Source organism: Massilia niabensis (assembly GCF_042655085.1).
Classification (GTDB): Bacteria; Pseudomonadota; Gammaproteobacteria; order Burkholderiales; family Burkholderiaceae_D; genus Telluria; species Telluria niabensis.
In genome coordinates this window covers 522,195-548,158 of record NZ_JBHSMU010000015.1, presented here as the reverse complement: position 1 = coordinate 548,158, position 25,964 = coordinate 522,195, and the positions used below count along the sequence as shown (strand labels likewise).

Sequence of the window (25,964 nt, the reverse complement as noted above, 5' to 3'; positions counted from 1 at the left end):
ACAGGGGAGCAAGGATGAGAGAAGCAGCTGTGTTTTCCGAGCAAGGACACCTCCTGCACGTCTACGACCAGGGTCGCGCGCCTGGCGGCAGCGAGCTTGCTGTCTTCTGGCTGCACGGCACGCCGAACATCGGCATCCCGCCGGCACCGCTGTATGCCGAGGCGGCGCGTCTGGGGCTGCGCTGGATCGGCTATGACCGGCCCGGCTATGGCTCCTCTACTGCGCGCCCGGGACGTACGGTGGCGTCGGCCGCAGCCGATGTGGCCTGCATCGCGGACCGGCTTGGCATCGAGCGGTTCGCGGTGATGGGCCACTCGGGGGGCGGACCGCACGCGCTTGCCTGCGCCGCCTTGCTTCCAGGCCGGGTGCTGGCAGCTGCAAGCATTGCCGGCCTGGCACCTTACGGCGCCGAGGGACTCGACTGGTTCGGCGGCATGCATGCCGCCGGCGCCGCGGGCCTGCGGGCAGCGCTCGAAGGCCGCGCCGCGAAACTGGCCTATGAGACCGCCGGCCCCGGTTTCGACCCTGCGATGTTTACCGACACCGACCGGGCTATCCTCGCGGGACCATGGTCCTGGTTCGACACCGTGGTGGAACCGGCCATGGCCCAGGGTCCGGGAGGACTCGTCGACGACGACTTGGCCTACGTCGCGCCCTGGGGCTTTGGATTCACGGGTGTGTTGCCGCCCCTCTTGCTGCTCCATGGAGACGAAGACCGCATCGTGCCGGCCAGCCATGGCCGCTGGCTGGCGCGGCACTGTCCTTCGGCCGAGCTGTGGTCGCAGCCGCGGGACGGCCATATTTCGGTACTGGCGCGCGCCGCCGATGCCCTGGAATGGCTGGCGCTGCGGGCGCTCTAGGGCGCGCGCCGCAGCCTATTGCGCCGACTTCCAGAACATGTAGGCCGCGAGCGCATACAAAATCACCGCAAACACCTGCTGCAACCGCCGCACCGGCATCCGGTGCGCCGTGCGCGCGCCCAGCGGCGCCAGGGTCACGCTGGCGGCCACGATGATGAGCAGCGCCGGCACATAGATGAAGCCGAGCGAATACTCCGGCAATCCGGGCTCGTCCCAGCCATAAAAGATGTTCGCCAGCGTGCCGGCCAGCGCAATCGGGAATCCGAGCGCGGCGCTGGTGGCGACCGCATTGTGGATGCGCACGTTACACCAGGTCATGAACGGCACCGAAATAAAACCGCCACCCGCCCCCACCAGCCCCGACAGGATGCCGATCAAGCCGCCGGTGGCAAACATGCCCGGCGCCGCCGGCAGTTCGCGCGCCGCCGCCGGCTTCTTGTTGATCAGCATTTGCGTGGCCGAAAACGCGACGAATATGCCGAAGAAGAAGGCCAGCGCGGACGAATTCATCTGCTTGCCGATCCACGGCCCGATCATCGACCCGACCACGATGCCCGGCGCCAGCATTTTGACCACATGCCAGAGTATGGCCCCATGCTTGTGGTGCGCACGCATCGAGGACAGCGAGGTGAACATGATGGTGCCGAGCGAGGTGGCGATCGCCATGTGCACCACCAGCTCGTCCGGGACGCCGCGCGCGGTGAAAATCATGGTGATGAAGGGCACCAGCACCATGCCGCCCCCGATGCCGAGCAGTCCGGCGGCAAACCCGCCAAAGGCGCCCATGGCCAGCAGGGCCAGGATCAGCAAGGGGTCCATGCGCCCTCCTTGCCGGTGGCGCGATGGAGCGAAACGGGAAGTGCAGCGCGGCAGGAAGCGGGAAGGAAAGCCATCGACAAAGCGGTTACCTCTTAACAGATGAGGAACAGAGTCTAGTCGATGGCCTTGTAAAAGTCGAAGCTTGCCGTCACTCGCCGCTGTCGACCGGCAGCTTTGCGCCCACCCAGCCGCTGATCCCGGCGGACATGACCCGCACATCCGTATAGCCCAGCCGCTCGGCCTTGCGCGCCGCGTTCGGCGCCTTGCGGCACAGCGGGTTCGAGCAGTAGAACACGAGCGGCATGGCGCGGTCCGCCGGCAGCGATGTACCGTCGAAATCGGGCGCCAGGTTGAGTGCGCCCGGAACGCGCGCCTGCAGCCAGGAATGGCGCGCGTTGACATCGACAACGGTCACCGCATCCTGCCCCATGCGTCCGTGCAGGTCGCGCGGAGCGATCCCTTTTAATCCCATCAGCATCGCGAACATGGCCGCTCCTTAACCGTGCACGGCGCCACCTGCGCGCATGCAGCGCAGGATGGCGGCTACCAGCGCCACGGCGAGGATGGCGCCGCCCACCAGGTGCATCGACGCCAGCGGTGCGAGCAGGCTGGCCGCGATGTAGCCGAGGCCGCCCAGCACCAGGCTCCAGCCGGCGAAGCGCCGCGCCGCCTGCTCGCCCGCCGGGGAGCAGCGCAGCCGCGCCAGTGCCACCAGCGACTTCGGAATCGCGTTCGCATAGACCACGACCACAAAGCCAAGCAGCACGCCGGTCAGCCGCTGCGCCATTTCGGCACTCAGGTATTCGGGTGCGGCCCAGCGCAACAGAGCGGACGCGGCGACGATGAACGCGGCGCCGGCCAGCGCACGTCCCAAGGGAAAAGCAGCCTTCATGGTTTCTCCTGTTTCGATTCGACTTCGGAATGGCCGCCTTCCGGCCGCGTAACCTGCAATCCAAACGCCTGCGCAAAAGCGAGCAGCGCTTCTTCCAGCACCGACAACTTGAGCCGGTAGGTGACATTTCTCCCCTGCTTCTCTGCTTCGATGAGCCCTGCTCCCACGAGCACGGCAAAGTGGGCCGACATGGTGGGCTTGGACACCTCGAACATGTCCGCGAGTTCGCCCGCGCCGATGGGTCCGGCCTGCAGCAGTTGCAGGACCTTGCGGCGGGTCGGGTCGGACAGGGCTTTGAATACAGTGCTCATGAAACGATTATTAGCTAACCATCTAATAATCGCAAGCGATTTCTTCACGTCTGGGGCCGCTGCAACAGCAAAGCTATAATCCGTTTCATTTGCCGACTGACCGCATGCGCTACTGGCTGCTCAAATCCGAACCCGACGACATCAGCATCGAGGACCTGGCCGGCGCGCCGCAGCAGGCCTTGGCCTGGACCGGCATCCGCAACTACCAGGCGCGCAACTTCCTGCGCGACGCGGCCAGCGTCGGCGACCTCGCCTTTTTCTATCATTCGAGCTGCGCCGACATCGGCATCGCCGGCATTGTAGAGATCGTGAGCACGCCCTACCCGGATCCGACCCAGTTCGACCCGGGCAGCCGCTATTTCGACCCGAAGGCGACCGCGGAACAGCCGCGCTGGGTGTCGGTCGACATCCGTTTCGTGCAACAGGGGGGCTTCGTTCCGCTGGCCACGCTCAAGGCGCACCCGGAACTGGAAGGCATGCCGCTGCTGGCCAAGGGCAGCCGGCTGTCGGTGTCGCCGGTCGAGCGCGCGCAGTGGGAGTTCATCCGCGCACTCATGGCGGAGACGCCTTAACTGCTATTTAACCGCTTTTCAGCATCGACGGCGTCATCACCGCCTTGAGCAGCACGGGCGCCTCGCCGACGCGGGTGTCGTTGGAAAACCACCAGGCCGCGCCCTTGCGCATCGTGACCGGCACCGACCGGCCCGCCAGCAGCAGGATCGCCAGGTCGCTGATCGCCGGGTTGTGCCCTACCAGCACGATTACCCCGTTCCCCGCCGGCCAACCGGTTGCCGCCAGCAACTGCTGCGCCGAGCAGCCGGGCGCCAGTTCCTCGCGCACTTCGTAGGTCATGTGCAGGGCGTCGGCCGTCTGGCGCGTACGCGTGGCCGGGCTGACCAGGATGCGCGCGTCCTTTGGCAGCTGGGCGCGCAGCCAGCGCGCCATGCGCCTGGCCTGGCGCTCGCCCTTGGCGGTGAGTTTCCGGGTCAGGTCCGGCACGCCTTCTTCGGCTTCGGCATGGCGCCACAGGATCAATTCCATCGGGTCGGGCTCCTCGCGTTCAAATGAGCGGTTCACATCAACTTCTGAGGCGACAGTCTTGAAAACCGTCGCCACGGTTTGCGTACCCCCTGCAGGCCGGCATTCACGCCGCAGCTGAGATACCCCATCGCAAAGGCCGTTGGTGTTGCCAGCGCCGCGGCGTCGCCGCCCAGCGCCGGTAACAGGGTCAAGGCTACCGACATGTCGTTGCGCCCGCCCAGCGTATCCTGCAGGGATGACAGCGCCTTGACATAGCGCGCGGCCGGCTTGTCGCGCGCCAGGTCGCGGAAGAACTCGACGGCGTAGCGGTTGCGCTTGCAGGCGATGCGCAGCCGGTGCAGCGCGGCGGCATCGTGCTGCTGCAGGCCACGCCCGCGCTTCCTGATGCGCGCGTGGCCTTGTTCAAGCGCCTTGTGTGCAAATTTCGCCAGCGGTTTGCGCAGCGCGGCCTTCTGCTCCTTCGATGCGCCCTGGCGCCAGCACGCGCCATCGACCCAATCGTTCAGCGCCCGCATGCATTCTCCGTAACGCGGCGACTGCAGGGCCTGGCGCAGGATGGCCCGCTGCTCGGCGGCAGCCGCCTTGGAACACTCGAGCAGGGGCTTCAATTCCGCCTGCCCGGACACGTCCTGCACCAGCGCCGGCAAGGTCGTCAGGGCAAGCACGTCATGGTCGCGCGCGCGGCCGAGCACCTCGCCCAGCCAGGACAGTTCCGCCGCCAGCGGCGCCGGCAGCGTGATCAGGGACTGGAACAGTTTCAGGGCCGAGCGAAAGCGGCGCAGGCCGACGCGCACCTGGTGCAGGTATTCGGGGTCGTCGGTCTCGAGGACGCCGCGCACGTTCGCGCTGGCGTGGTGCAGGCAGCCGGCGAGGATGGCCTGGATGCCGGCGTCGACGCTGATGCCGCGCGCGAGCACGATCTTGCCGGCCTTGGCCGGCGGACTGGCGAATGTGCGTTGTGTGTCCATGCGCGATGGTCTCCGGTTGGCTATGCCTGTGATCGCATGGTAGCGCGTTTGGTTTATCCCGGCGGTACGCTTGCCGGGCTGCACCGTTTGCCCTTCCGTGACGGGCTTGTCACATTGAACTGGCATACTGGTAAAAAAATAGGGGAATACCATGTTTGCTGCAGTCGATCTCGGGTCCAACAGCTTCCGCCTGCACGTCGGCCACCCGGCGGGCAACCAGATGCGCATCGTCAGGACCGCGCGCGATCCGCTGCGCCTCGCAGCCGGCCTCGACATGAACGGCAACCTCACTGAGGAAGCGATGGACAACGCGCTGCGCTGCCTGCGCTCGTTCGCCGAGATCCTCGGCCAATACCAGCTTGATGGCGTGCGGGTCGTGGCTACCAATACCCTGCGCGTGGCGCGCAATGCGAGCGCCTTCCTGCCGCGCGCGGAAGCGGCAATCGGCTATCCGATCGAAATCATTTCCGGGGAAGAGGAAGGCCGCCTGATCTACATGGGCGTGTCCCACGTGCTGGCCGACCCGCACGAACGGCGCCTGGTGGTCGACATCGGCGGCGGCTCGACCGAGGTCATCCTCGGCCAGGGGCACGATATTGAAGCCGTTGAATCGTTCGGCATCGGCACCCAGCCGCAGGCGGCCGCCTTCTTCGCCGACGGCGCCCTCACGCCTGAAGCGTTCGAGGCCGCCATCATGTCGGCGCGCGCGCGCTTCGAGGATGCGCCGGCCCTGTTCCCGCCTGGCGGCTGGAGCGCCGTCTACGGCTCGTCGGGCACCATCCGCGCCATGGCCGAGGTGGTCTCGAGCAACCGCATCGGCGACGGCACCCTGTCGCTGGCCAGCCTGGAAGCGCTGCAGGCGCGCCTCATCAATGCCGGCCGCGTCGAGCATTTCGGCCTGCCCGGCATCAAGCCGGAGCGCGTGATCGTGATGGTCGGCGGGCTCACGATCCTGATCGGCGTGATGCGCGAACTGGGCATCGAACGCCTCATCGCGGTCGATGCCGGCCTGCGCCTGGGCGCGCTGTGCGACCTCGACATGCGCGCGCACCGGCGCGACCGCCGCGACGAGGCAATCGTCGCCTGCATGCAGCGCTTCGGGGTCGACCCGGCGCGCGCCGACCGCACCGCCACCATCGCCGCCCGGCTCTACGGCCGCCTGAAACCGGACTCCGACCGCTACGTGCGCCACCTGGCCTGGAGCTGCCTGCTGCACGAGGCCGGCCAGGTCATTTCGCACACCGGCGCCCACAAGCACGCTGCCTATATCATCGAGAACGCCGACCTGCCCGGCTTCACCACGGGCGAGCAGCGCATCATGGCCACGCTCGTGCTGGGCCAGAAAGGCAATCTGCGCAAGGTGCGCGAGGCCCTGGCCGACCCGGATCTGGCCAAGGCCCAGCTGGCCCTGCGCCTGGCCGCGATGCTGATGCACGCGCGGCTCGACGACGAGGTCGACGGCCTGCGGGTGCGCATGAAAACACGCATCGAGATCGAGGTGGGGCGCGACTGGAAAAAGCGCCACCCGACCGCGATGGTATGGCTGGAAAAAGAACAGGGGAGCTGGGAAGAAATCGCGATCCCCCTGTCGATCAGCACCACCTGACCCCCACTTGACCCACTACGGATGACATCATGGATGACCTGACCAAGAAGAGACCAAGCAAACCCGGACGCCAGCGCGCCACCCTGCCCGACGGGCCGGTGGCAGCGGACACGCATGCCGCCGCCCCCGGCACGGTGGACGGCCACGTGCCCGACGCCGCCCTCAAGCCAACGGCCGAGGGCGCCGCGACGCTCGCCAATGCGGCATCGGCAGCACCCGCCCCGCCCCAGGCCGGCGCCACCTTGACCGCCCAGCTTGTCCGGGGCAGCGGCGCCACGGCCAGGAACGACGCCACCCTACCGGCCAAAGCAACGTCCCCGGCAGCGGGGGGCGCGAGCCTGCGTTCCGCGCCCGAGATCGTCCAGCCGCCGGCGCGCAAGAAGGGTTCCGTCAAACCGGTGAAAGACAGCTTCGCGGTACCGAAGGACGACCACGCGACGCTGGCGGCATTGAAGGATGCCTGCCGCGCCAACGGCGTGCCGGCGAAGAAGAACCAGTTGCTGCGGGTGGCGATCGGCCTGCTGCGCGAGGTCGAGCCGGCGCGCCTGGCGCAGCTCGTGGCGGCCCTGCCGCCGACCGCGCGCAAGAAGAAATAGCCCGCCCTTCGCGGTTCAGGTGCCCGAGCGCAGCTCGGGTGCGGCGGTGACGACGGTGCCGCGCACCCCGTTGCGCCCGCCGCGCTTGACCACGTACAGCTGGTCGTCGGCGGCGCCCACCAGCGCTTCGAAATTCGAGGGTGGCCAGGGATGCTGCGCCGGCACGGCGGCGACGCCAAAGCTGGCGGTGGCGGAGATGAAGCTGCCGTCTCCTGCCGCCGTGGCAGCGTTGGCAAAGGCCACGCGGATCCGTTCGGCCAGTGCATGCGCGCCGGCCAGTTCCGTCTCGGGCAGCACGATCAGGAATTCTTCGCCGCCATAGCGGATGACGGTATCGACCGCCTCGCGCACCATCGACTGGAGCAGGCCGGCAAATTCGCTCAATACCTGGTCACCGGCTGCGTGGCCGTAGGTGTCGTTGATCTGCTTGAAGTGGTCGATATCGCACAGGATCACCGACAAGGCGCTGCCGTAGCGGCGCGTCCGCGTCAGTTCGGCGTCCAGCAGGCCCCGCTGCAATACGCGGCGGTTGTGGCAGCCGGTCAGGGGATCGCGGTCGGCCAGCTCCTGCAATAGCATGGTGGAGCGAAACTGCTCGCGCTGCGCAAGGTTGAAACGGCGCGCCGCGATATAACCGAGGGCATTGCCGAGAACGAGCATCAAGACCAGCGCCACCACGTCGTCCATCCTCAGGAGGCCCTGGATCAGCAGCATCGCCGCAAATACCGCGCTGGTGACGACGCCGATCGCCACCGCATAAATGAAGCGGTTCGGGAAAATGACATAGACCGCCATTAATATCAGCGCCAGCGACATCAGGTTCCATGACATGGCGGCGGGCTGGTACCAGCACAATACCGGGAACACGCCGAGTCCCACGGCCAAAACGGTATTGGTGGCGCGAATCGAGACCGCCGCTGAATCGGGATGGCGCGCAATGGCGGCGCAGGCGCACAGCGCGGCCAGCGCGACCAGCACGCGCAGGGCGACCATGGTCCATGCGGTGACGGTGGGACCGAGCGTGGCGATATCGGTCAGGCCGAACACGACATAAAAACCCGCTGAAAACAAAAAGCTTGCTTTCAGCTGGGCGTTACGCTCCGGCAGGAAATGGCGGATGAAGCGGTCTTCGAATTCCCGATCCGCAAATTCAGCGCGCCGGCGGTCGATCGTCAGGCGAGGTGTAGACAGGTGATGGAGCGACACGGCAACTTTCGGCAGTTGAACTTGCTCAGGTGGCCGCGCCGCGGCCGGGCATGATTGGCACCATTCTAACTCAGCCGCAAAATCAAAATTACCGTCGTGAAATAAATAATCCGGTGCGAAAGTACGGCGGTGCATCGCAATGACCAGCTGCTCTTTCGGTCGTTTTTTTACCTATACTGGCAGGCCAACCTGCAATCGACGGCGCCCTGATGACCATCCTGATCTGCTCCATCCTCGCGCTTCTCCTCCTGGGCTGGGTCCTCTATATCAATTCGAACGACCGTAAAACTTTCGAAAAAGAACTCGAGGAAGACCTGGCCGATGATTCGGACGATCAGGCATGAGGCTTGCGGTCGCTTTTCCGCCACTTCGGTACCCAAGTCTAACGGCCGGGTTCAGCCAGGACCCGACACTGGCTGCCACGAGCGCGATGTACAACCCTATCACTTGCCTACCGTTATTGAGGAGCTAGCGATTTTGATAAAGCGATTAGCCTGGATGAAGGAGTGTCGAGCGCTCGTACCGAAACGGCGGAGCGAGTCCCCGCCTCGGCATTCAGTTTAAAAGTACTGACCAACTGCGCGAGGGATGCTGCCTGGTCTTCAAGCGAATTTGCAGCCGCTGCAGCTTCTTCGACCAGCGCCGCATTCTGTTGCGTGACGTCGTCCATCTGGGTGATCGACGCATTGACCTGCTCGATACCCAGCGTTTGCTCGGCACTCGCACTTGCAATCTCGGACATGATGTCGGTCACACGAGTAATGCTCTGGACGATTTCTTTCATGGTGGCGCCGGCCTGTTCCACGAGCTGGCCGCCGACGCTAACCTTGTCCACCGAGTCGCTGATCAGGATGCGGATCTCTTTTGCTGCAGCCGCCGAGCGCTGCGCCAAGTTGCGTACTTCCGATGCGACCACCGCGAAACCCCGGCCCTGCTCGCCGGCGCGTGCCGCCTCAACGGCGGCGTTCAACGCCAGGATGTTCGTTTGGAAGGCAATGCCGTCGATGACTGCGATGATGTCGGCTATCTTCTTCGAGGACTCGTTAATCGATGACATGGTCCCGACGACTTGCGAGACAACCTCACCGCCGCGTGTCGCGACGCCTGAGGCAGTTTGCGCAAGCGCGTTCGCCTGCCGTGCGTTATCGGCGTTCTGGCGAACCGTGCTTGTCAATTCCTCCATGGACGAGGCGGTTTCCTCCAGTGAGCTCGCCTGCTGCTCCGTACGGGCCGACAGGTCGAGATTGCCCGCAGCAATTTGCTGGGAAGCCGTGACGATCGTCTCTGTACCGGAGCGCACTTCCGAAACGGTGTTGAGCAAGCTTTCATTCATACTTTTCAAAGCAGAAAGCAGTACACCGACCTCGTCTTTTGACGTCACCCGAATATCCGCAGTGAGGTCGCCGGAAGCCACCTGTTGGGCCAGGCCCACTGCGCGTGCGAGTGGGCGTGTAATGCTGCGAGTGAGCAGCAGCGCCAGCACCACACCGCATCCGAGCGCAAGAATGCCGAGCGCAATCAGGATTTTCCTGGACTCGGCGTATCCCTCGTCAATGCGTTGATTCGCTTGCTGAAAAAGTAGGTCTTGATAGACAGCGACATCATTGACCGCGGCAAGGTACTTCTTCATTTCCGGAACCATCCGGTCGGCGACCATCGCCTTGAATTCGTCGCTCATGCCTTCGTCGGCCTTGCGCTTGAATATCTCAGTGCGAATTGCACTGTAGACCTTACGCTGCACTGCGACGGCCTGCAGGTTCGCTTTGCCTTTTTCGCTCGCCACGAGGCCTTCGAGTTCTTGCTGCACCCTGGTCACCTGGGCAGTGACTTCTTTCATTTCACTGTCGAGTACCTGCTCCTCGACCGGGTCCGTGCTCCTTGCTTTCGCCAGCGTGCGAACACTGTTGGTTGCGATACCTTCGTGCCACGCCGCTGCAAGCTTGGACTTTTGTCTAGCCTCTACCATAGCGGTCTTGGCATCGTCGATTTTACTCAGCTCCCAAAGCGCAGCAGCGAGCATGCCACCCAGGAAAAAAAGAATGATGGCGAAGGCAGCGCCAAGGCGGACTCCAATTTTTAAGTTAGCTATTTTCATGATGTCCGAGGTGGCTGCTGCGAATGAACTCGCATAAACACACTGTGCTCTTGAATAATCAGTGTAGGTTCTATCAGGATAAATCTATCCAAAAATTGCGTTAGAAAAATCTATCGAAACAGTTGAAACCGTTAGCGGATGGGCAAGAAATGGTTGCTCAACAGCAACATCTTGATGACAAATTTTCATCTTCCCGGAACAGGCTATCGCTGCCCTCAGATCTCCGGTATGTTTGACCGCACTACCAACTCGTGGCGAAAACACCATGCGTCGTTTCCGTGCTTTATCCTTGGCACTGCGATGCCGGGACCGGTGGTGCTGGTGTTACCGGACGGCGGTCTGCGCTATGTCGCCATTGACAAAGAAGGACATGAGGTAGCGCGCTGGTTAGATATGCAGGGGATTGCCGCGGCCGTGCTCAAGTACCGTACCGCGCGCGCCGATGCCGAACCGCGCTGGGACCTGTACAGCCCATTGCTGGCGTTGGGCGACGCCGGCCGTGCCGTCCGGCTGCTGCGCCATCATGCGGCGAAGTGGGGCATCGATCCCAATCGCATTGCGATGCTCGGTTTTCTGCGGGGGGGTACGATGGCGATCCGGCATACGATCGACGCCACCGATGGCAAACCGGATGCCGCCGACGCGATCGAGCGTATGAGCAGCCGGCCTGACAGCATGGCCCTGGTCTACGCAACGCTGCCCGACCAGAAGCTGCCAAGGGTCGACAAGAAGGTCGCGTACTTTATCGTGCATGAAAGAGACGGCGCGCTGACCTGGCCGGTAGAGCGATCGGGATGCGTGACCGAGACATGCACCAGGCGTCCCAGTCGGGTGCCGGCCCTCTCCTCTGTCGGCGGCAGGTTGGGAGTTTTGTCCGGCTCTCTAACTTCCGAATAGCCCTGGCGCGGCCCCGGTCGCTCCCCCGAGCGCGGCGGCCAGCTCCTGCTGCGCGCTGTGCGCCGCCTGCTTGCCGCGCGGCTTGCGCCGCTGGTAACGCCCGTCGCTATTGAGTTCCCAGGCGTCGACGTTGTCCTTCAGGTAGGGCAGCAGGCCTTCGTTGATGACGCGCTTCCTGAGCGCCGCGTCGCGCACCGGGAAGGCCACTTCGATGCGCCGGAACAGGTTGCGGTTCATCCAGTCCGCGCTGCTCAGGTAGACCTCGTAAGGCTTGTGGTTGCGGAAGTAATAGATGCGGGTGTGCTCGAGGAAGCGCCCGACGATCGAGCGCACCCGGATGTTTTCCGACAGGCGCGGCACGCCGGGGCGCAGCACGCAGGCGCCGCGCACGATCAGGTCGATTTTCACGCCTGCTTGGGATGCCGCATACAGGGCCGCGATCACGGTTTCGTCGGTCAGCGCGTTCATCTTGGCGATGATGCGCCCTGGCTTGCCGGTGAGCGCGACCGCCGCCTCGTTCTCGATCGCGCGCAGGATCTCCTTGTGCAGCGAGAACGGCGCCAGCCACAGGTGGCGCAGCTGCTTCGGGCGGGTCAGGCTGGTGAGGTGGTTGAATACCTCGGCTACTTCGCTCGTCAGTTCCGGGTCGGCCGTGAGCAGCCCGAAATCGGTGTAGGCGCGCGAGGTGGACAGGTTGTAGTTGCCGGTGCCGAGGTGGGCGAAGCGGCGCAGGCCGTTCGGGCCATGGCGCAGCACGAGCGCCATCTTGGCGTGCGTCTTGAGGCCCACCACGCCGTAGATCACCTGGGCGCCGGCGTCTTCCAGGCGCTCGGCCCAGTTGATATTCACCTCTTCGTCGAAGCGCGCCATCAGCTCCACCACCACCGTCACTTCCTTGCCCGCCAGGGCGGCGGCGATCAGCGACTCCATCAGGTCCGAGTTCATGCCGGCGCGGTAGATGGTCTGCTTGATGGCGACCACCTGCGGGTCGGCCGCGGCCTTGCGGATGAATTCGATCACCGGCAGGAAGGACTGGAACGGGTGGTGCAGCAGCACGTCCTGCTGTTCGATCAGCTCGAACACGTTCTGGTTGATCAGCTTGGCCGGCAGGCCGGGCACGAAAGGCGGGAACACCAGCTCCGGCCGATCGTTCTTGCTGATGATTTCGAGCAGGCGCACCATCGTCACCGGGCCGTTGACGGCGAACAGGCGGTCGCGGTCGATGCTGAACTGGTCGAGCAGGAAGTCGGCCAGGTGCGGCGGGCAATCGGTGGCCACTTCCAGCCGCACGCCGAAGCCGTACTGGCGGCTGCGCAATTCGGTCTGCAGCGCCTGGCGCAGGTTCTTGACCTCTTCCTCGTCGACCCACAAATCACTGTTGCGCGTGACCCGGAACTGCGAGCACGAAATCACTTCGCGCCCGGTGAAGAGCGAATCGATATGGGCCTGGATGACCGACGACAGCAGGCAGTAGCTGGTGCCCGGCGGCCCGCCGAGTTCGTCCGGCAGGCGGATCACGCGCGGCAGCACGCGCGGCGCCTTCATGATCGCGATGCCCGAACCGCGCCCAAAGGCGTCCTTGCCGGTCAGTTCGACGATGAAGTTCAGGCTTTTATTGACCACGCGCGGGAACGGGTGTGCCGGGTCGAGCCCGATGGGCGTGAGCAGCGGGCGCACTTCGTTCTCGAAATACTGCCGGATCCAGGCGCACTGCCCCTCGCTGCATTCGTCCTGGCGCAGCAGGTGCACGCCGGTGGCGGCCAGGCGCGGCAGGATGTCGTTGTTGAGCAGCGCATACTGGCGCTCGATGATGCGCCGGCATTCCTCGCTGGTGTGTTCCAGGCCCGGCACGAAGACCGGCGGGCGCGCCGCGACGACGCCTTCGTCATCGAGCCGGCCCTGGGCCAGCAGGCTGGCCAGGCGCACCTCGAAGAATTCGTCGAGGTTGCTGCTGACGATGCACAGGAAACGCAGGCGCTCGAGCAGCGGCAGGTTCAGGTTTTCGGCCTGGGCCAGTACGCGCCGGTTAAATTCCAGCATCGACAATTCACGGTTCAGGAAAACGGGACCGCTGCCCTCCTCCGTCGCCGGTTTCACTTTCTTGTCCATCGTTCGCCTGATCGCAAAAAAAAGGTGTTCGTGCCGGCCAAACCGGCCGCAGCCCTATTTTGTCATTGAATTATGTCCGCACGATGTCAAGCGTGCAGCGCGTCAAGCGTGCGGTGCGTTAAAAAGCGCCCGGCCATGGCGTCGGGCGGCAGCGGCTTCGAGATCAGGTACCCCTGCACCTCGTCGCACCCGAGTTCGCGCAGGATCGCCAGCTGGGCTTCGGTCTCGACGCCTTCGGCCACCACCGCCATGCCCAGCGCATGCGCCATCGACACGATGGCCTGGAAGAACACCCTGCCCTGCCCCGGCCCGCCCAGTTCCGCGGTGAAGGCGCGGTCCACCTTCAGCACGTCCATGCGCAGCCGCTGCAACTGCGACAGCGAGGAGTAACCGGTGCCGAAATCGTCGACGTGCAGCTTGATGCCGCGCGCGCGGATGGCCGCCAGTTCGGCCGCGATCTCGTCGTGGTCGCCCATCATGACCGATTCGGTGACCTCGATCTCGAGCAGGCTCGCCGGCACGTTGTGGCGCCGCATCGCCTCCTCGAACTGGCGCAGCACGCGGCCGCTGGCGAACTGCTTGACCGAGACGTTGATCGAGACCGGCACCAGCGGCAGGGCGGCCGCGCGCCAGCGCGCCAGCTGGGCGCAGGCCATGTCGATCACGCGCTCGCCAATCGGCAGGATCAAGCCGCTCGATTCGGCCAGCGGAATGAATTCGTTCGGGGCGATCATGCCGGCCTCCGGCTGCTGCCAGCGCAGCAGCGCCTCCATGCTCAGCAAGGCGCCCGACACGGTATCGACGCGCGGCTGGTAATGCAGCAGAAACTGGCCGCGCTCGAGCGCCTCGAGCAGGCGCGCCTTGAGCTGGGCGCGCCCCTTGACCGTCGCCGACAGCGCCTGGTCGTAGAAGCGGTGCTGGCCGCGGCCGTCGTTCTTGCTGGCGTACATGGCGATGTCAGCGTGGCGGATCAGGGCATGCAAATCGAGCCCGTCGCGCGGGAAGATGCTGATGCCGATCGAGGCGCCGACCGCCGCCTGCAGCTCGTCGCCCAGCGCGAACGGCGCCCGGAAGGCCGCCACGATGCGTTCGGCCACGTCGGCGACCTGCCACTCGTCGCCGGCGGGCCCGAGCAGCACCACGAATTCATCGCCGCCGAAGCGCGCGACCCGGTCGTTCGGCCGCAGCAGCGAAAGCAGGCGCCGGCTTGCGGCGTGCAGCAGGCGGTCGCCGGCGGCATGGCCATGCGAGTCGTTCACGTGCTTGAATTCGTCGAGGTCGATGAACAGCAGGGCCAGCTGTTCGCCGTCGCTGGCGGCGCGCGCCAGCACCGGCGGCACGGTATGGAGCAGCCAGTGGCGATTCGGCAGCCCGGTCAGCGGGTCTTCGTTGGCCAGGCGCTGCATCTGCTCTTCGTGGGCCTTGCGCTCGCTGATGTCCTGCAGCGTGATCGCCAGGCCGTTGCCGACCCGTATCAGGCGGCGCCGGCCCCAGGCGATATTCAGGCGCGCATCGACCGGCATGCGCCGGTCCTCTTCGTGGTAGCCGTTGGCCATCGCGGCCTGGTAGGAGCCGATCAGCTCAAGGCCGTGCACCCCGCTGTCGAGGTTCGACACGCGCCGGCCGACCAGTTCGGCGCGCGTCATGCCGTAGAACCAGGCGCCGCGCTCGTTGCAGTCGACGATGGTGAAGTCGACGATGTCGCCCTTGCGATCATGCACGGGGGAAGCCATGTAGAAGCCGTCGTTCGCGCTTTCGGTGGCGGTGCGGTAGGCCAGGCGCACCTCGTCCTCCTCGCGCGCCCTGGCCGCCGCGCGCAGCGACAGCACGCCGGCCAGCAGGGCCAGCATGCCCACGCCAATGGTGGCAAGGATGGCGTTGTCGCGGATGTCCTGGGCGTACTGGCGGGCGCCGGCCAGTGCTTCACGCTGCGACAGGGCGACCAGCGCCAGCACCGGATAGGCCGACGAGCGGCGCCAGCCGACCATGCGCGCCACGCCATCGGCGAAGCCGCCCTGCCCCTCGACCAGCCGCGCCTGCGGCCGGTCGAACCATTGCATGGCGGTACCCGGCAACAGCGCCCGGGCCGCGCCGGCGCCATGCTGCTCGATGCGCAGGATGCCTTCCGGGCCGAGCAGGGCCAGCACGCCATCGCGCCCGAGTGCGGCCGGACCGGCGAAGGAGGTGAAGTATTGTGCATCGACCAGCATGACAACGACGCCGTCGAACTCGTCGTCAAGGCGGTCGAGGCGGCGCGTGAACAGGATCGCCGGCCGCCCGTCGCGCAGCCCGGGTGGCGCGGCGTCGATGCGCAGTGCCGTCGAATTATTGTTCCGGTGCTGGACGAAAAAGGGCAGTTGCGACAGGTCGGGGCCGTCCGCCAGCGGGTGCGTCGCCGAGCGGACGCGCCCATGCACATCGATCACGCTGACCGAGATGAACGTGCTGTCGGTGAACATGCCGGCGGCGCGCATGTCTTCGAGCAGCCCGGGCCGGCGTGCGCGCTCCCAGCTGTGCTTGAGTTGCATCGTGACCTGGTCCATCTGGGCGATCGAGCGCGTCAGGTATTGCTCGTAGGCGTCGGCATAGGCATCGGCCTGGCGCAGCGCCACCTCGGCCGCACGTGTGGTTTCGGCCTCGGTGCGCATCAGGGTAATGCCCCACAACAGGGCGCAGCAGAGCAACGCGAGGAGAAGCCAGACGAGCGGAAAAAGACGGGAAGTCAAGGGCGATGCGGGTACGGCGTACTTGCTCATGCGGGTCCGTTATTGGCGCGGCGAATATCGCCGGCGCGGGATATCCCGCCGCATACTTTAATGGACGAATATGACGCGATGATGACGCGATAATAACGAGACCCGGAATCAAATGCGCATAAAGGCAAAAGCCGGATAAAAAAACGGCTGCGCGCCGAATGGCCGCAACCGTTTTTATGGAATAGAGCCCCGCCTGTGCCGTTTTTTGCCGGCATCCCGAACCTGATGGCTCAAGGTGGTCACAGTCATTTCAATTTCGGGTTCGTCGAACTAGCGACGCTCACGCCCACCGAACATATCCCGCAACCTATGCATGTAAATGGTTCAAGGAATATATGGCAATCTCGAACACCGCAGGGTGCCTCGCAGTTTACTCGCTTGAACCCGCATGTCAAACGAATTTGAGCGGTCAGGACAGATTTTGTTGCGGTGCGAGGGCGGCGTCGAGGACGGTGTGCATCGCTTCGATTTTCTGCTTGACTTCGAGCATCGACATGTCGGAGAGCGGACCTTGCGGCGACTTGACCGACAAGAATTCCGCGGCAACGCTGAGCGCGGCCATGACGGCGATGCGGTCGTTGCCCTTCACCTTGCCCGAGTCGCGCAGCGCGGTCATCTTGCCGTCGAGGTAGCGCACGGCGTCGCGCAGCGTCGCCTGCTCGCCTTCCTTGCAGGCCAGGCGGTAGGGCTGGCCCATGATCGTGACATCCAGGTAAATCATCGGCTAGCCTCGGTATGGAGCGGTTCGGTGTCGGCATCCTCTTCGGCCGCGGCCGGGGCAGGCAACTGCTCGATCACGGCTTCGATCCGGTGCTGGGCCTCGACCAGGCGCTCGAGCAGCGCCGTGTTCACTTCGTTGAGCAGCAGGTTGGTCTGGCGCAGTTGCGCGTTCTCTTGGCGCAGCGACCCGACGAGCGCTGCGAGCTGCTCGATCTTGTCGGATAGGTCTTGGAATTCGGAAATCATCCGTAACTATAGGACTGATATGGTTGGACAGTCAACAGGATAGCGTGTCGTGCGCCGGGGCTGCGGTCGCAGGATCCGGGAGTTTCGCGCAGTCGCCGCCGGGCTCCTCGCACGCCTTCCAGACATTTCACACAGGCTTTTGATCTTGCTCAATCACCCACGAACAGTGCGTCAAGTTCGCTCCTTTCGGTGCTAGTCTCTCCGCTTTGTATCTGCGCCATGACCACTCGGCAAGCCCTTGTGCTTGAGGCAACGCAAGGGTCGAACGTTAAATAAGCAACATGGCGTCTTGAAATACCATCATCTCGTCCCTATAATTAGCACTCGTTAGTAGAGAGTGCTAACAACCACTTTCAAGCCGCGCCGCACCTGCGATGCGGCCACAACGCCAACAATAGCTAGTCCAAACCACTGAATTTAAGGAGTTTTGCATGAACCTTCGCCCTCTGCACGATCGCGTTATCGTGAAGCGTCTCGACCAGGAAACCAAGACTGCCTCCGGCCTGATCATCCCTGATGCAGCCGCCGAGAAGCCGGACCAGGGCGAGATCCTCGCCGTCGGCAATGGCAAAGTCCAGGACAACGGTCAGCTGCGTGCACTGGAAGTCCAGGTCGGCGACCGCGTCCTGTTCGGCAAGTATTCGGGCCAGACCGTCAAGGTCGACGGCCAGGAACTGCTGGTGATGCGTGAAGAAGACATCATGGCCGTGCTGGTCAAGTAATCCTCCTCCCCTCAGAACATCTCACGAATACACGGAGAAATAGAAAATGGCAGCTAAAGAAGTAATTTTCGGCGACGCAGCGCGCGCCAAAATGGTTGAAGGCGTCAACATCCTCGCCAACGCAGTCAAGGTCACCCTGGGTCCTAAAGGCCGCAACGTCGTGCTGGACCGCTCGTTCGGCGCGCCGACCGTCACCAAGGACGGTGTCTCGGTCGCCAAAGAGATCGAACTGAAAGACAAGCTGCAGAACATGGGCGCGCAGATGGTCAAGGAAGTCGCTTCGAAGACCAGCGACAATGCCGGCGACGGCACCACCACCGCGACCGTGCTGGCCCAGGCCATCGTGCGCGAAGGCATGAAGTTCGTTGCCGCCGGCATGAACCCGATGGACCTCAAGCGCGGCATCGACAAGGCAGTCGCTGCCACCGTCGAAGAGCTGGCGAAGATCTCCCGTCCATGCACCACCACCAAGGAAATCGCCCAGGTCGGCGCGATCTCGGCCAACTCGGACTACTCGATCGGCGAGCGTATCGCTGAAGCGATGGAAAAAGTCGGCAAGGAAGGCGTCATCACCGTCGAAGACGGCAAGTCGCTGAACGACGAACTCGACATCGTCGAAGGCATGCAGTTCGACCGCGGCTACCTGTCGCCGTACTTCATCAACAACCCGGACAAGCAAGTCGCGATTCACGACAACCCGTTCGTCCTGCTGTGCGACAAGAAGATCTCGAACATCCGTGACCTGCTGCCGGTACTGGAGCAAGTTGCGAAAGCCGGCCGTCCGCTGGTGATCGTTGCCGAAGACATCGAAGGCGAAGCGCTGGCGACCCTGGTCGTCAACAACATCCGCGGCATCCTGAAGACCGTCGCCGTCAAGGCGCCAGGCTTCGGCGACCGCCGCAAGGCCATGCTGGAAGATATCGCTGTCCTGACCGGCGGCCAGGTCATCGCTGAAGAAGTCGGCCTGACCCTGGAAAAGGTCACGCTGGCGGAACTGGGCCAGGCCAAGCGTATCGAAGTCGGCAAGGAAAATACCATCATCATCGACGGCGCCGGCGCCGCTGAAAACATCGAAGCGCGCGTCAAGATGGTGCGCGTCCAGATCGAAGAAGCGACCTCGGACTACGACCGCGAAAAGCTGCAAGAGCGCGTGGCCAAGCTGGCCGGCGGCGTTGCCGTGATCAAGGTTGGCGCTGCCACCGAAGTCGAGATGAAGGAAAAGAAAGCACGCGTCGAAGACGCACTGCACGCTACCCGCGCTGCGGTTGAAGAAGGCATCGTGCCAGGCGGCGGCGTCGCCCTGCTGCGTGCCCGCGCTTCGATCAACGTCCAGGGCGACAATCCTGACCAGGAAGCCGGTATCAAGATCGTCCTGCGCGCCATGGAAGAGCCACTGCGCATGATCGTGCAGAACGCCGGCGAAGAGCCATCGGTCGTCGTCGCGGCAGTCCTGGGCGGCACCGGCAACTACGGCTACAACGCTGCCAACGGCACCTACGGCGACATGGTCGAAATGGGCGTGCTGGACCCAGCCAAGGTCACCCGCTCGGCCCTGCAGAACGCAGCGTCGATCGCCGGCCTGATGCTGACCACCGACTGCATGGTGTCGGAACTGGCTGAAGACAAGCCAGCCGGCGGCATGGGTGGCATGGGTGGCATGGGCGGCATGGGCGGTATGGACGGCATGATGTAATAGCCTCCAGGCGCCGGTTCGCCGGCGCTTCATGCTCCACAAAAAAACCCGCAAGGTTCGCGCCTTGCGGGTTTTTTATCGTCTGTCCAACCGTGCGCAGGCATCGGGCGCAAGCGCCGATACTACTCCCATCCGACACCCCTACAGGATCAGCCATGCCAACAGTCAATCTGGATGAACTCGAACAGGCGGCCATGAACGTCGAGGACGGCGACGGCACGGTCCAGGCCATGGTGTCGCGCGAAACGGGCATCATCCACGTCCTGAACGAGGAATACATGGACGAGGAGGCGCCGATGCCATCGACCTCCGAAGCCGACGAGCGCTACGTGGCGGTGCCCCCTGCCGGGACGCTCGGCATCGGCGACGAACTCGTGTTGCGCTTTGCCGCCGCTCACCTGGCCGACGACCAGGCGCTTGTCCGCGACCTGTTCCGCGACCGCGACATCGAGGGCTTTGCCCGGCTGCTGGAAGAGCGTGGCGCGGGCGAAGCCTGGGAACGTTTTCATGAGGAAGCGACCCGGACCACGCTGCGCCGCTGGTGCGAAGACAACGGCCTGCAGGCGGAGGACTGAACGCCGGTGTCCGCGGCGCGCCTTATTTTGCCCTGGTGCGGTACCGCGACAATTCGTCTTTCAGGTATTGCGCACTGGCAATCGGCTGCCCTGCTCCGCACCTGACCAGATAATCCTTGCCGCTCATGCTGCTCTCCGTGGCCGCGTGCTCGATGAAGGACTCGGCATTCGTCACGAGCTTGCGCTTGACGAGGTAGTCGTATTTCTTGCGCAGGTGCTGCCTGGCCTCGCCGCCCGCGTGCCAGCTGCCGTTGCGGTTGAACTGGCAGCCGGGCGTGGCGACGTAATCGAGCAAATGCGCGATCTCGGCCTTGGCGCGCGGCTCGGGCGCCGCTATGGCAGGGCCATGGGAGGCGCCAGCCAGCAGCATGGCGCCGGCGGTGCGGTACAAGCTCATCATTCTTACTCCGTATCTGGCGCCGGCAAGCGGCATCGACCCGAGTCTACCATTCGATGTTGACGAATCGGCCGGGATGCCTTGCAGCGGCGCCCGGATTGCCCCGTGCGCGCGCGATCTAACAGACGCGGCCGTGCGCCGAGCCTATCGTCCCCGCTCCATTTCCCAAGGAGCGAACATGATCAAGGTTACCGGCTACGCGGCCAAGCATTCCTTCAGCCGCCTGAAACCCTACGAATTCGAGCGCGAGGAAGCGCGGGCGCATGAGGTCGAAATCGACGTGCTCTACTGCGGCGTCTGCCATTCGGACATCCACCAGGTGAAGAACGAATGGTCGAACACCGTCTACCCCTGCGTGCCCGGCCACGAAATCGTCGGCCGCGTCACGAAAGTCGGGCCGGCGGTGAAGCGCCACGCCGTGGGCGACCTGGTCGGCGTGGGCTGCATGATCGACAGCTGCGGCCAGTGCGAAGCCTGTCAGTGCGGCGACCAGAATTATTGCGGCAGCCCGAACAGCTGGCTGGCCACCTATAACGGGCCGCTGCTGCCGAAAGCCAAAGCCGGCGAAAACATCTATGGCCGCGACAACACCTTCGGTGGCTACTCGAACGTGCTCGTGGTGAAGGAAGACTTCGTTCTGAAAATCCCGGCCGGGCTGCGCCCCGAAGTGGCGGCGCCGATCCTGTGCGCGGGCGTCACCACCTATTCGCCGATGAAGCGCTGGGGTGTGAAGGCGGGCGACAAGGTCGGCGTGATCGGCATGGGCGGCCTCGGCCACATGGCGGCCAAGCTCGCCAAGGCGCTGGGCGCCGAGGTGACGCTGTTCACCACGACCGCGGCGAAGATCGAGGAAGCGGAAAAGCTCGGCTTCAAGGCCGTGCTGGAAAAGGACAAGAAGGCGCTGGAAGAACTCGCGACGAGTTTCGACTTCATCCTCTCCACGGTTCCCGAAAAACACGACCTCAATCCCTTCGTCGAGCTCCTGAAACGCGACAGCGTGCTGTGCGTGGTCGGCGCGCTGGAACCGCTGGCCCCGACGGACAACATGCAGATGGCCCTGAAACGGCGCTCGGTGGCGGGTTCCCTGATCGGCAACCTGGCCGAGACCCAGGAAGTGCTGGACTTCTGCGCCGAGCATGGCATCGGGCCGGAAATCGAGATGATCCGCATCCAGGACGTGAACGACGCGTATAAAAAGGTGGAAAAGGGCGACGCGCGCTTCCGTTACGTGATCGACATGGCGTCGCTGAAGGAAGAGATCGACGGCGAGGCTTGACCCCAGCCGTTGATTGCCCGGCAGTCACAGTTCGTTTAGTATGGCCGCACGATTTCACGAGGTTTCACATGACCCCACGCGGCCTGCTTTCTGCCCCTCTTCGCCTGCTGATCATCTCCGCAGCTCTTGCTGCCGCGCTTGCCGGCTGCAAGGACAAACAGGAAGCGCCACCTCCCCCACCGAAACCGGCAGCCATCGTCAAGCCCAAGCCGGCGCCGAGCCTGACGAAAGAACAGGCCATGGCTGCCCTGCTGGCGCTGCCCGAAGTAAAAGCCTGGTCGAGCGACATCGAGCAGCGTTCGCGCGGCAAGTCGCATGGCGCGATCATCGAAGACAATCCGACGCCGCGCACGCTCAATGGCAAGCAGTACTGGCAGATGAGTTTTGTGGAGAACCGCAAGCAATCCGTGCAGCGCCGCGAAAGCTTCCTGGTGGCGCAGACGGACGGCCAGATCCTGGTCGAAGATCTGCAGAACGATACCGTGCTGTCGCTCGACGAATGGCGGCGTGGGATTCGCCGTGTGCAGTTGAAGTCAGCGGATTGAACGCGTGGACGGGAGACCCGTCCACCCTACGAATGGCCGCGCCTGATCAGGCAGCGGTACCGAACCACGCCCCATACGCCGGCAGCGTCACGCGCCCCGCCCCTGCTTCGCCCGGCAGGCCGTGGCCATCGAGGTCCTGCGCAGCCGCCGTCTCCGGCCATTCAAACGACACCGGCACATTCGACAGGTTGAACGCGGCCAGCACGGTCGGCTCGCCGTCGAGCGTGCGGCGCAGTGCCAGCACCGGCTCCGGCGCATCGAAGAACGAAATGTCGCCACGGGTCAGCTGCGGCAACGAACGGCGCCAATGAATGATGCGGCGCGCGGCGTTCAGGGCCGAAGCAGGGTTGGTTTCCTGGGTCGAGGCGGCGGCAGCCAGGTGGGGCGCGGCGACCGGCAGCCACGGAGAACCGGTCGTGAAACCGGCGTTCGGCGCTTCGTTCGTCCACGGCATCGGCGTACGGCAGCCGTCGCGGCCCTTGAACTCGGGCCAGAAGGTGATGCCGTATGGGTCCTGCAGCAGTTCGTAAGGCACGTCCGCTTCCGGCAGCGCCAGCTCGTCGCCCTGGTACAGGCAAGGGGTGCCTTTCAGGGACAGCTGCATCGCCAGCACCATCGCCGCAAACGACACCGGCGCGTCTTCGCCCTTCCAGCGCGTCACGACGCGGATGGCGTCGTGGTTGCCGACCGACCAGGAGGCCCAGCCGCCTTTTACGCGCGCCTCGAATTCCTCGACCTGGGTGCGGATGTGCGCCGCCGAGAACTGCGGCGTGAGCAGGTTGAAGCTGTAGGCCATGTGCAGCTTGTCGCCATCGGCCGTGTAGGCCGCCATCACGCCGAGCGAATCGTCGTCCCCGACTTCGCCGATCGAGATCGCGCCATATTCGTCCAGCAGCGTGCGCAGGCGGACCAGGAACGGAATGTTTTCCGGCTGGGTCTTGTCGTGCACGTGGGCCTGCATGCCGTACGGGTTGACGTCGGTGACCGAGGCCGTGTCGCGCTTGGTTGCGGGCGGGTTACTGCGCAGCGAACGGTCGTGGAAGTGGTAGTTGCAGGCGTCCATGCGCACGCCGTCGACGCCGCGCTCGAGCCAGAAGCGCAGGCTGTCCAGGTGGGCCTGCTGCACCTCCGGGTTGTGGAAGTTCATGTCCGGCTGGCTGGCCAGGAAGTTATGCAGGTAGTACTGCTTGCGGCGGCTGTCCCACTGCCAGGACGATCCACCGAAGACCGACAGCCAGTTGTTCGGCGGGTTGCCGTCAGGGAGAGGATCGGCCCAGACGTACCAGTCGGCCTTTGGGTTGTCGCGGCTCTTGCGGCTCTCCACGAACCACGGGTGGGCTTCAGCCGTGTGCGACATCACCTGGTCGATCATGATTTTCAGGCCCAGGCTGTGCGCCTTGGCGACCATCGCGTCGAAGTCGGCCAGGGTGCCGAACAGCGGATCGACATCGCAGTAGTCGGAGATGTCGTAGCCGAAGTCCTTCATCGGCGACTTGAAATACGGCGAGAGCCAGACGATGTCCACGCCCAGGCCGGCGATGTAGTCGAGCTTGGCGGTAATGCCGGGAATGTCGCCGATGCCATCGCCATTCGAGTCGAGGTAGCTGCGCGGGTAGACCTGGTAGATGATGGCTTCGCGCCACCAGTCATTGTTTTGCGTGGAAGTTGGGGTCATGACGGATGATCTGGTTGGGTGGTTTTTATGCAATATACAGCAGGTTTTTCAAACTTACAATCCGCACCGGAGGCGTCAATATCAACATATTTCCTTTGCATTCAATGGCTTAGATGCAAATAATATTTGCATACAAAAACGGTGAAGTAGGAAAACTACGAGCGCCCGGCAACACGAATTATTTTCCTGTTGCAAAGAGCGCACCCACGTCATAGCATCCCGCATTGATCCATTTTCGAAACGTGCCATGAGCCAGCCGCTACCTGCCGAATCCACCGGGCGCATGCCCCGCCAGATCCCCTACATTATCGCCAACGAAGGCTGCGAGCGCTTCAGCTTTTATGGCATGCGCAACATCCTCACGCCCTTCCTGATCTCGACGCTGCTGCTGTTCTTGCCGGAGTCCGAGCGCACCGGCGAAGCCAAGCACGTGTTCCACACCTTCGTGATCGGCGTGTACTTCTTCCCGCTGCTCGGCGGCTGGCTGGCCGACCGCTTCTTCGGCAAGTACAACACCGTCTTCTGGCTCAGCCTCGTCTACTGCGCGGGCCACGCCTGCCTCGCCATCTTCGAGGACAACGTCAAGGGCTTCTATCTCGGCCTGGGCCTGATCGCGCTCGGCTCGGGCGGCATCAAGCCGCTGGTCGCCTCGTTTGTGGGCGACCAGTTCGACCAGACCAACAAGGGCAAGGCGAAGCTCGTTTTTGACGCCTTCTACTGGATCATCAACTTCGGCTCCTTCTTTGCTTCGCTGCTGATGCCGCTGTTCCTGAAGAATTATGGACCGGCCGTCGCCTTCGGCATCCCCGGCGTCATGATGTTCATCGCCACCATCGTGCTCTGGAGCGGACGCCGCAAGTACGTGCACGTGCCGCCGGCCGCGGCCAGTCCGCATTCGTTCACCCGCGTCGCGCGCAGCGCCCTGCTGGCGCAACAGCCTGGCCAGGGCCGCCCGGGCCTGACCATCGCGCTGGTCGGCGTGGTCGGCGCCATCGTGTCGCTGGCAATGTCGCCGCAATGGGGCTTCGTGATCTCCGCCTGCACGGCACTGGTGCTGCTGCTGGCCTTTGGCGGCTGGGGCACCTCGATGCAACTGGAACGCGCGCGCGGCCTGCACCCTGACGAAGCGGTCGACGGCGCGCGCGCCGTGCTGCGCATCCTGATCGTGTTCGCCCTGGTAACGCCGTTCTGGTCGCTGTTCGACCAGAAGGCCTCGACCTGGGTGGTGCAGGCCAACTCGATGATCACCACCTTCAACGTCTTCGGCAACGAGTTCACGCTGCTGCCGGCGCAGATGCAGGCCTTGAATCCCCTGCTGGTGATGATCCTGATCCCGTTCAACAACCTGGTGCTGTTTCCGATGCTCGAGCGCATGGGCTTCATGCCCACGGCGCTGCGCCGCATGACGGCCGGTATCGCCTTCTCGGCCCTGTCCTGGCTCGTGATCGGCACCATCCAGGTGTCGATGGATGCCGGCACCCCGACCTCGATGGCCTGGCAGATCCTGCCCTACGCGCTGCTGACGATGGGCGAAGTGCTGGTCTCGGCGACCGGCCTGGAGTTCGCCTACAGCCAGGCGCCGGCCTCGATGAAGGGCACCATCATGGCGCTCTGGAGCCTGGCCGTCACGGTCGGCAACCTGTGGGTGCTGGTCGTGAACGCGGCAGTGAAGAACGAAGCGGTGCTGGGCACGATTGCCAGTTCGGGGGTCGGCGTGATCGCCTTCCAGATGTACTTCTTCGCGGCCTTTGCGCTGCTGGCGGCGATTGCCTTCGGCCTGTACGCGAAGCGCTACAAGATGGTCGATTACTACCGCAGCACTGAAGGCGCACCGGCGCCAAGCCCTGCCAAGGTCTGACTGGCGTGATCGCCCTGCTGACGCCCGCCCCTCCGGCGGGCGTTTTTTTATCAGGTGCGCCATCAAAGACTAGTAAAATTACATGAGGTTACGACGCGCCA

At 64.3% G+C, this 25,964-nt stretch carries 26 protein-coding genes and 1 other RNA gene; 12 read left to right on the top strand and 15 right to left on the bottom strand.

The annotated features are described in order from the left end of the window. Positions 1 to 14: 14 nt before the first annotated feature. Positions 15 to 860 (top strand): alpha/beta fold hydrolase, encoded by an 846-nt coding sequence (locus ACFPN5_RS16870; protein ID WP_379784938.1) that lies wholly within the window; start codon positions 15 to 17, stop codon positions 858 to 860. Between the two features lie 15 nt (positions 861 to 875). Here ACFPN5_RS16870 and ACFPN5_RS16865 read toward each other — a convergent pair whose 3' ends face one another. The 4 genes from ACFPN5_RS16865 to ACFPN5_RS16850 form a co-directional block, all read right to left on the bottom strand. After that, entirely contained in the window at positions 876 to 1,679 is an 804-nt protein-coding gene (locus ACFPN5_RS16865) for a sulfite exporter TauE/SafE family protein (RefSeq protein ID WP_379784937.1), read from the bottom strand. A 148-nt stretch (positions 1,680 to 1,827) separates the two neighbouring features. Beyond that, positions 1,828 to 2,166 (bottom strand): rhodanese-like domain-containing protein, encoded by a 339-nt coding sequence (locus ACFPN5_RS16860; protein WP_379784936.1) that lies wholly within the window; start codon positions 2,164 to 2,166, stop codon positions 1,828 to 1,830. 9 nt (positions 2,167 to 2,175) lie between these two features. Continuing rightward, positions 2,176 to 2,571, bottom strand: a complete 396-nt coding sequence (locus ACFPN5_RS16855; RefSeq protein ID WP_379784935.1) for a hypothetical protein — start codon at positions 2,569 to 2,571, stop codon at positions 2,176 to 2,178. Further along, entirely contained in the window at positions 2,568 to 2,882 is a 315-nt protein-coding gene (locus tag ACFPN5_RS16850; protein ID WP_379784934.1) for a metalloregulator ArsR/SmtB family transcription factor, read from the bottom strand. Before ACFPN5_RS16850 ends, ACFPN5_RS16855 begins: the two co-directional genes overlap by 4 nt. A 104-nt stretch (positions 2,883 to 2,986) precedes the next feature. Between ACFPN5_RS16850 and ACFPN5_RS16845 the strand changes: the two genes are divergently transcribed. Further along, entirely contained in the window at positions 2,987 to 3,454 is a 468-nt protein-coding gene (locus ACFPN5_RS16845) for an EVE domain-containing protein (RefSeq protein ID WP_379784933.1), read from the top strand. A gap of 7 nt (positions 3,455 to 3,461) precedes the next feature. Here the strand turns inward: ACFPN5_RS16845 and ACFPN5_RS16840 are convergent, their stop codons facing one another. Together ACFPN5_RS16840 and ACFPN5_RS16835 are read right to left on the bottom strand one after the other, a co-directional pair. Next, the gene (locus ACFPN5_RS16840) at positions 3,462 to 3,959 is read right to left on the bottom strand and encodes a SixA phosphatase family protein (RefSeq protein WP_379784932.1); all 498 of its coding nucleotides are present in this window, start codon (positions 3,957 to 3,959) and stop codon (positions 3,462 to 3,464) included. After that, positions 3,956 to 4,891, bottom strand: a complete 936-nt coding sequence (locus tag ACFPN5_RS16835) for a CHAD domain-containing protein (protein WP_379784931.1) — start codon at positions 4,889 to 4,891, stop codon at positions 3,956 to 3,958. The genes ACFPN5_RS16840 and ACFPN5_RS16835 overlap by 4 nt, the downstream gene beginning before the upstream one ends. A 151-nt stretch (positions 4,892 to 5,042) precedes the next feature. Here ACFPN5_RS16835 and ACFPN5_RS16830 point away from each other — a divergent pair, with 151 nt between their 5' ends. Beyond that, positions 5,043 to 6,497 carry a Ppx/GppA phosphatase family protein gene (locus tag ACFPN5_RS16830; protein WP_379784930.1) on the top strand — a complete coding sequence of 485 codons (1,455 nt, stop codon included), beginning with the start codon at positions 5,043 to 5,045 and terminating at the stop codon, positions 6,495 to 6,497. Between the two features lie 29 nt (positions 6,498 to 6,526). Next, positions 6,527 to 7,093, top strand: a complete 567-nt coding sequence (locus tag ACFPN5_RS16825) for a hypothetical protein (protein WP_379784929.1) — start codon at positions 6,527 to 6,529, stop codon at positions 7,091 to 7,093. A 15-nt stretch (positions 7,094 to 7,108) separates the two neighbouring features. Here the strand turns inward: ACFPN5_RS16825 and ACFPN5_RS16820 are convergent, their stop codons facing one another. Continuing rightward, positions 7,109 to 8,299, bottom strand: coding sequence for a GGDEF domain-containing protein (locus ACFPN5_RS16820; RefSeq protein ID WP_379784928.1), 1,191 nt, complete (start codon positions 8,297 to 8,299; stop codon positions 7,109 to 7,111). Between the two features lie 209 nt (positions 8,300 to 8,508). On the opposite strand from ACFPN5_RS16820, the gene ACFPN5_RS16815 reads away from it, so the two are divergent. Then, positions 8,509 to 8,643: a hypothetical protein gene (locus ACFPN5_RS16815; RefSeq protein ID WP_379784927.1), complete on the top strand. Its 135-nt coding sequence runs from the start codon at positions 8,509 to 8,511 to the stop codon at positions 8,641 to 8,643. 113 nt (positions 8,644 to 8,756) lie between these two features. Here the strand turns inward: ACFPN5_RS16815 and ACFPN5_RS16810 are convergent, their stop codons facing one another. Continuing rightward, positions 8,757 to 10,394: a methyl-accepting chemotaxis protein gene (locus tag ACFPN5_RS16810; protein ID WP_379784926.1), complete on the bottom strand. Its 1,638-nt coding sequence runs from the start codon at positions 10,392 to 10,394 to the stop codon at positions 8,757 to 8,759. A gap of 138 nt (positions 10,395 to 10,532) precedes the next feature. Between ACFPN5_RS16810 and ACFPN5_RS16805 the strand changes: the two genes are divergently transcribed. Beyond that, positions 10,533 to 11,291: an alpha/beta hydrolase gene (locus tag ACFPN5_RS16805; RefSeq protein ID WP_379784925.1), complete on the top strand. Its 759-nt coding sequence runs from the start codon at positions 10,533 to 10,535 to the stop codon at positions 11,289 to 11,291. On the opposite strand, the gene ppk1 is transcribed toward ACFPN5_RS16805, so the two are convergent. The 5 genes from ppk1 to ACFPN5_RS16780 all read right to left on the bottom strand — a co-directional run bounded on the left by ppk1 (position 11,277) and on the right by ACFPN5_RS16780 (position 17,122). Further along, complete coding sequence (gene ppk1 / locus ACFPN5_RS16800; protein WP_379784924.1) at positions 11,277 to 13,400, bottom strand: polyphosphate kinase 1; 2,124 nt, start codon at positions 13,398 to 13,400, stop codon at positions 11,277 to 11,279. The two genes, ACFPN5_RS16805 and ppk1, sit on opposite strands and share 15 nt — an antisense overlap. Positions 13,401 to 13,486: 86 nt before the next feature. Then, positions 13,487 to 16,156: a bifunctional diguanylate cyclase/phosphodiesterase gene (locus ACFPN5_RS16795; RefSeq protein WP_379784923.1), complete on the bottom strand. Its 2,670-nt coding sequence runs from the start codon at positions 16,154 to 16,156 to the stop codon at positions 13,487 to 13,489. Positions 16,157 to 16,338: 182 nt separating this feature from the next. Then, positions 16,339 to 16,519: non-coding RNA, 6S RNA (gene ssrS, locus ACFPN5_RS16790), on the bottom strand. A gap of 46 nt (positions 16,520 to 16,565) precedes the next feature. Further along, the gene (locus ACFPN5_RS16785; protein WP_379784922.1) at positions 16,566 to 16,877 is read right to left on the bottom strand and encodes a cell division protein ZapA; all 312 of its coding nucleotides are present in this window, start codon (positions 16,875 to 16,877) and stop codon (positions 16,566 to 16,568) included. Next, positions 16,874 to 17,122 (bottom strand): hypothetical protein, encoded by a 249-nt coding sequence (locus tag ACFPN5_RS16780; protein ID WP_379784921.1) that lies wholly within the window; start codon positions 17,120 to 17,122, stop codon positions 16,874 to 16,876. The genes ACFPN5_RS16785 and ACFPN5_RS16780 overlap by 4 nt, the downstream gene beginning before the upstream one ends. Before the next feature lie 431 nt (positions 17,123 to 17,553). On the opposite strand from ACFPN5_RS16780, the gene groES reads away from it, so the two are divergent. The 3 genes from groES to ACFPN5_RS16765 all read left to right on the top strand — a co-directional run bounded on the left by groES (position 17,554) and on the right by ACFPN5_RS16765 (position 20,112). Then, entirely contained in the window at positions 17,554 to 17,844 is a 291-nt protein-coding gene (groES, locus tag ACFPN5_RS16775; RefSeq protein WP_379720400.1) for a co-chaperone GroES, read from the top strand. Positions 17,845 to 17,890: 46 nt separating this feature from the next. Beyond that, positions 17,891 to 19,537: a chaperonin GroEL gene (gene groL, locus ACFPN5_RS16770; RefSeq protein ID WP_379784920.1), complete on the top strand. Its 1,647-nt coding sequence runs from the start codon at positions 17,891 to 17,893 to the stop codon at positions 19,535 to 19,537. A 155-nt stretch (positions 19,538 to 19,692) separates the two neighbouring features. Next, on the top strand, positions 19,693 to 20,112 hold the full coding sequence (locus tag ACFPN5_RS16765; protein ID WP_379784919.1) for a hypothetical protein: 420 nt from the start codon (positions 19,693 to 19,695) through the stop codon (positions 20,110 to 20,112). A gap of 22 nt (positions 20,113 to 20,134) precedes the next feature. Here ACFPN5_RS16765 and ACFPN5_RS16760 read toward each other — a convergent pair whose 3' ends face one another. Next, positions 20,135 to 20,512 carry a YfeK family protein gene (locus ACFPN5_RS16760; protein WP_379784918.1) on the bottom strand — a complete coding sequence of 126 codons (378 nt, stop codon included), beginning with the start codon at positions 20,510 to 20,512 and terminating at the stop codon, positions 20,135 to 20,137. Positions 20,513 to 20,687: 175 nt separating this feature from the next. On the opposite strand from ACFPN5_RS16760, the gene ACFPN5_RS16755 reads away from it, so the two are divergent. Both ACFPN5_RS16755 and ACFPN5_RS16750 read left to right on the top strand, forming a co-directional pair. Next, on the top strand, positions 20,688 to 21,785 hold the full coding sequence (locus tag ACFPN5_RS16755; protein WP_379784916.1) for an NAD(P)-dependent alcohol dehydrogenase: 1,098 nt from the start codon (positions 20,688 to 20,690) through the stop codon (positions 21,783 to 21,785). Between the two features lie 68 nt (positions 21,786 to 21,853). Then, the gene (locus ACFPN5_RS16750) at positions 21,854 to 22,330 is read left to right on the top strand and encodes a hypothetical protein (protein ID WP_379784915.1); all 477 of its coding nucleotides are present in this window, start codon (positions 21,854 to 21,856) and stop codon (positions 22,328 to 22,330) included. Positions 22,331 to 22,376: 46 nt separating this feature from the next. On the opposite strand, the gene ACFPN5_RS16745 is transcribed toward ACFPN5_RS16750, so the two are convergent. After that, positions 22,377 to 24,005 carry an alpha-glucosidase family protein gene (locus tag ACFPN5_RS16745; protein ID WP_379784914.1) on the bottom strand — a complete coding sequence of 543 codons (1,629 nt, stop codon included), beginning with the start codon at positions 24,003 to 24,005 and terminating at the stop codon, positions 22,377 to 22,379. Positions 24,006 to 24,252: 247 nt separating this feature from the next. Between ACFPN5_RS16745 and ACFPN5_RS16740 the strand changes: the two genes are divergently transcribed. Further along, positions 24,253 to 25,863, top strand: coding sequence for a POT-type proton-dependent oligopeptide transporter (locus ACFPN5_RS16740; RefSeq protein ID WP_379784913.1), 1,611 nt, complete (start codon positions 24,253 to 24,255; stop codon positions 25,861 to 25,863). Positions 25,864 to 25,964: the final 101 nt, after the last annotated feature.